This window comes from Flagellimonas abyssi (genome assembly GCF_019457905.1).
Taxonomy (GTDB): domain Bacteria; phylum Bacteroidota; class Bacteroidia; order Flavobacteriales; family Flavobacteriaceae; genus Flagellimonas; species Flagellimonas abyssi.
In genome coordinates this window covers 1-4,625 of record NZ_JAHZSV010000075.1, presented here as the reverse complement: position 1 = coordinate 4,625, position 4,625 = coordinate 1, and the positions used below count along the sequence as shown (strand labels likewise).

At 43.0% G+C, this 4,625-nt stretch carries 7 protein-coding genes; 1 reads left to right on the top strand and 6 read right to left on the bottom strand.

What is annotated here, in order from left to right; all coding sequences use genetic code 11:
• Window positions 1-364: 364 nt before the first annotated feature.
• Genes K1F36_RS19760 through K1F36_RS19745 form a run of 4 tightly spaced genes read right to left on the bottom strand, consistent with a single transcriptional unit; the run spans window position 365 to window position 1,902 of the window.
• Window positions 365-721, bottom strand: a complete 357-nt coding sequence (locus tag K1F36_RS19760) for an iron chaperone (RefSeq protein ID WP_220115321.1) — start codon at window positions 719-721, stop codon at window positions 365-367.
• A 2-nt stretch (window positions 722-723) separates the two neighbouring features.
• On the bottom strand, window positions 724-1,101 hold the full coding sequence (locus tag K1F36_RS19755; RefSeq protein WP_220115320.1) for a DoxX family protein: 378 nt from the start codon (window positions 1,099-1,101) through the stop codon (window positions 724-726).
• Window positions 1,102-1,107: 6 nt separating this feature from the next.
• Complete coding sequence (locus tag K1F36_RS19750) at window positions 1,108-1,572, bottom strand: SRPBCC domain-containing protein (RefSeq protein ID WP_220115319.1); 465 nt, start codon at window positions 1,570-1,572, stop codon at window positions 1,108-1,110.
• A gap of 3 nt (window positions 1,573-1,575) precedes the next feature.
• Window positions 1,576-1,902: an ArsR/SmtB family transcription factor gene (locus K1F36_RS19745; protein ID WP_220115318.1), complete on the bottom strand. Its 327-nt coding sequence runs from the start codon at window positions 1,900-1,902 to the stop codon at window positions 1,576-1,578.
• A 307-nt stretch (window positions 1,903-2,209) separates the two neighbouring features.
• Between K1F36_RS19745 and K1F36_RS19740 the strand changes: the two genes are divergently transcribed.
• Window positions 2,210-3,772 carry a Fic family protein gene (locus K1F36_RS19740; RefSeq protein ID WP_220115317.1) on the top strand — a complete coding sequence of 521 codons (1,563 nt, stop codon included), beginning with the start codon at window positions 2,210-2,212 and terminating at the stop codon, window positions 3,770-3,772.
• A gap of 52 nt (window positions 3,773-3,824) precedes the next feature.
• Here K1F36_RS19740 and K1F36_RS20290 read toward each other — a convergent pair whose 3' ends face one another.
• Together K1F36_RS20290 and K1F36_RS20285 are read right to left on the bottom strand one after the other, a co-directional pair.
• Window positions 3,825-4,232 (bottom strand): transposase, encoded by a 408-nt coding sequence (locus K1F36_RS20290; protein WP_258539159.1) that lies wholly within the window; start codon window positions 4,230-4,232, stop codon window positions 3,825-3,827.
• Window positions 4,233-4,253: 21 nt separating this feature from the next.
• Window positions 4,254-4,622, bottom strand: coding sequence for a transposase (locus K1F36_RS20285; protein WP_258539160.1), 369 nt, complete (start codon window positions 4,620-4,622; stop codon window positions 4,254-4,256).
• Window positions 4,623-4,625: the final 3 nt, after the last annotated feature.

The window sequence follows — 4,625 nt, the reverse complement described above, 5'->3', positions numbered from 1 at the left end:
TTTGCCATATCTTCCAATTGGGGTAGCTGTGCATTTCGGAGTTCCCGTTTGATTTCGGTTTGGAAAATGATATGGTTATCCTGCCATAATAGCTCTAACTGACCATCCAAACCTTTGCTCTCATTTGGCCCAGGCATGCCGACCAGTTGCTTTACGGTCATAAGTAGTTGTTTATTAGCTACTTAAATATAATGGATATCGCCCTATAAAACAAAGGACAAATGTATTTAAATCGCTGAATATCAATATATTAAATCTAAATCCCTAATGCATGGATTTCCCCAAATATGACGAAGAACCATACTATGTCCGGCGTTTCCAAATTTAATGCCATCTTTTAAATGTTTTTAATTTCTATCTGATGTTATAATTCGTTTAGTTGGGCTTGTTTTTTAATTAGCTGTGTTAGTTCTGCTTCAGGAATATCTTGGTCAAATTTTATTTGAATAGTTTTCTTCCCTGTTTTATAGCCTTTATCTTCCAGTGTTTTACGCATTTCATCTGTTAGAGAGTCTATGCCAAAACTAACGTGTTTTTTGGCCAAGGAAAAACCGGCAAGGATTCCGTTGTATTTATAGATCGGAACGTTCCAACTAATGCCACCTTCGGCTTTTGGTTCTGTGACTTCAATGAGGTTTTTGAGTTTAATCATTACTTCCTGAGATTCTTCTGGTGACAAATCAATAAACCCATCAACAGTTTTGGGTTTTAAATCTGCCATATTTATTGTTTTCCTAATTTTCTGTTTGCAGGTCTAAAATACCAAGATAAAACCGTCACCACCATTAGTATTAGTGAAGGTATTGCATCCATAAACGATTGACCCATTGTAAGATGTGAGATAAATGCACCGGACATTGCAAAGAAAAAACCGGCATACGCCCATTCTTTTACGAGAGGGAATTTAGGGATGAGAATGGCAATGACGCCCAATAATTTCCAAGCACCAAGAATACTTAACAGATATAGTGGATACCCTAACTGCGTAACGATTTCGTTATAGCCTCCAATTTGAAACAGCTGTTGCACACCTCCTGCAACCATTCCGATTGAAAGAAAGATGGTAACAACCCAATAAATTATTGTATTTCTATTTTTCATTTTGAACTATTTTAAATTTTTCAGTATTTCCTCTAGTCTATTATGAGCCATATTTAAACCATAAGCAAAGGGGAGTTTGAGTTGCTCTGCACGATGTTCTTCTGATTTATATATCATTTGGATTGTTAGCTTACTTGTGTCGTTGGTAAGCTTTTCAAATTCCAAGAACTCAAGATGAACACTTGTTGGTAAGTTTTCCATTTCAAAAGTTCGTACGATTTCTTTGTTGGGCGCAACCTTATGAATGGTTCCATTGGCCCTAAACATTACTTTGCCTTCGTGCGAGGTTTCAAACGCATAACTTCCGTGGTTTCTGTTCTCTAACTTTAGAACAGTAGTACCCATCCATTGGGCTACATACTCTGGCTCTGTGTATGCTTTATAAACCAGTTCCACAGGAAGGTCAAATTCTCTGGTAATGGTCAACTCCTGCTTGCCTTCAGGGGCATTGATTTTAGTTTTTTGTTCCATTGTTTATTTTGAGTTTGATTGATTTTTCTTCATTACATCTTCAAGCTTATTGAACCGGTCGTCCCACATCTTTCTAAAGGGCTCAATAAAATCAGCTATTTGCTTCATCCCCTTAGGATTTAATTGGTAGTAGATTTCCCTTCCTTTTTGTTCTTGCTCCAACAGCTCACATTCCGTTAAAATTTGAATGTGTTTGGAAATGGTCTGTCTGGAATAGTCAAAATTTTCGGCAATTGCACTTGGTGTCATCGCACTAGCCGCAACTAGAGCGATTATGGTTCTCCTAGTTGGGTCGGCTATGGCTTGAAAAACATCTCTTCTTAATTTCATTACGCAGTGATTTGACTGCAAATATATACGCAGCTATTTGATTGCGCAAATTTTTGAAAGAATACTATTTTTAATTCCGTTTATGTATGGCGTAGAAAGTGGATGGTTGTAATAGATGGGATAGAGGGATATATTGACAGAGTCGAGCCATTATATGGTGTGCTTCCAAAATACATCAACATACATTTACTAATTTTATAACGGTTGTATTTACTAATTTCAGTACATTTGATTTTACTAAGAATAGCACGACGGAAAAAACTAATTTTAGCCCGAAAACAAAGATTAAAAAAATAAATTCAACAACATGGCAACCCCGAGAGAACGATTCGCAGAAGCCCTTACCTTTTTGAAAGGGTTACAGGACCAGGATATGGTAGGAATCCATACCGATGATATCCCTAATGTAAAACACCGTCAATTGCTTGTCAAAAATGGTTTTTTACGGGAAGTCTCCAAAGGATGGTATATTGCCACGGACCCCAATGAGAAAGATGGCGAGACCACAGCTTGGTATAGTTCCTATTGGGAATTTATAGCACGGTTTCTTAACCGAAAATATGGAGATGATTGGTCGCTTTCGGCAGACCAGTCCTTGTTGCTCCATGCCGGGAATCGGTCGGTGCCGAAACAATTGCTTATACGGTCGCCCAAGGGCAATAACAAGCCCACCCCGTTACCTCACAATACCTCCCTGTTCAATTTGAAGACCGATATCCCTCCTTCGGAACAGACCGTCATAGAAGAAGGCATCCGCATGTATAATTTACAGACCTCCCTCATTTATGCAGGGGTGTCGGTGTATACAAGCAATGCCATCGATGCCCGTACCACGCTGTCGTTGATACGGGATGCTTCGGAATTATTGCCTATACTCTTGGAAAACGGGCATACCACATTGGCCGGTCGATTGGCCGGGGCCTTTCGTAACATTCAACGTGACAGAATAGCCGACCAGATTATGGAAACCTTCAAACAGGCCGATTATGATATCCGGGAAGAAGATCCTTTTGATACCAAGTTGGAATTAAAATTGTCGGCAAGGGAACGTTCTCCCTATGCCAACCGTATACGCCTGATATGGATACAGATGCGTGGGGCTGTAATGGTCAATTTCCCCCAAGCCCCCGGTATACGGACCGACCACGAATCCTATATGAAGGACGTGGACGATATATACATAACGGATGCCTACCATTCACTGTCCATTGAGCGCTATCGGGTGACCCCTGAGTTGATTCAAAAAGTGAGTTCTGGCGAATGGGACACCGAGGAAAACGAAGGGGACAGGAAACAACGGGATGCTATGGCCGCCCGGGGGTATTATCAGGCTTTCCAATCTGTAAAGCAGAGCATCAAAGCCATATTGGAAGGTGCAAATTCAGGAACACAGGTCGATAAAGATCATGCCGCATGGTACAGGCAACTGTTCGACCCAAGTGTGGTGGCAGGCCTGTTGAAGGCTTCCGACCTTTCCGGTTATCGCAATAACCAAGTGTACATCGGTAATTCCAAGCATGTTCCCCTAAATGTAGATGCCATGCGCGATGCTATGCCCATCCTATTTGAATTGCTGGAGGAAGAGCCCGAGGCTTCGGTTCGTGCCGTGCTGGGCCATTTTGTCTTTGTTTTTATCCACCCGTATATGGATGGTAACGGGCGTATGGGCAGATTCCTGATGAATGCAATGCTGGCCTCGGGTGGCTATCCGTGGACCGTAATTCCCGTAGAAAAGCGGGATGAATATATGCATGCATTGGAAGAAGCCAGTGTAAGGCAGGATATTGTGCCGTTTACAAAATTCATGGGAGATTTGGTCAACGAAAGAATAAAAGGTAAAAACGTAGCAGAATTACCGAACAAAAAATAGCCGCAACATATTATTTGAAATCATTTGGTTAAAGTTACCGTATAGAAAGAACTCATTTAAACTTTTTTGGTTTGAATTTTTTCAAGGCCATTACCATGAACGATAGATAGTTGAAGCCTTTCCAGCTCTCAATGGTCGTATCGAACCTGTTGAGCAGTGACCTGAAACTGTCGATCCATGCATTGGTGCGTTCCACGGCATATCTCTGGTCATAAAGGCCCTGGTCAAAATATTCGTCCCTGTCATCCACACTGCCGTTGCGCTTGTTGAAACATATGTTGGCATTGATGTCCCTTCTTGCACAGGCCGAGCGAAAGTCCTTGGAATCGAATCCCGCATCGGCATTGAGGAAGAGTCCCTCCGTTTTTATATCCGCTCTGTCAAGGGTGGCGGTGACCACCTCGAACTGTACCCCGATGTCAAACAGGTCATTGTGGTTCCCGGATACCGGTTCCGACATGGCCAAGGGCAGTCCCTGCCGTTAGGCAGGGAAGCGGGCAGTGGGGGTCCTTCCCTGTTTGCGGCCTTGGTATTCGACGGCCTCGCCTCCCCTGATGGCAGGTGTGTGGCTGCCGTCAAGATCGACGCTGGAGAGGTCGAACATGTCCCTGTACCGTTTTAAAATGCCGGTCCAACAATCCAGAAATGTCCCCGAACGGAACCATTTGCGATAATGGTGGTAGACCGATTGCCAGCTCAAGACCTTTTGGGAGAACAGCGAGGTCGTGGGCAGATACCCCCATTGCACGCCCGTCTTCAACTTGTAGAGTATCGCATTGACGATCTCGCACAAGGGAGCCGTTGGGGCAAACCCCCTTTTCGGTAAAGGTATGTGTGGGACTATCTCCATTTC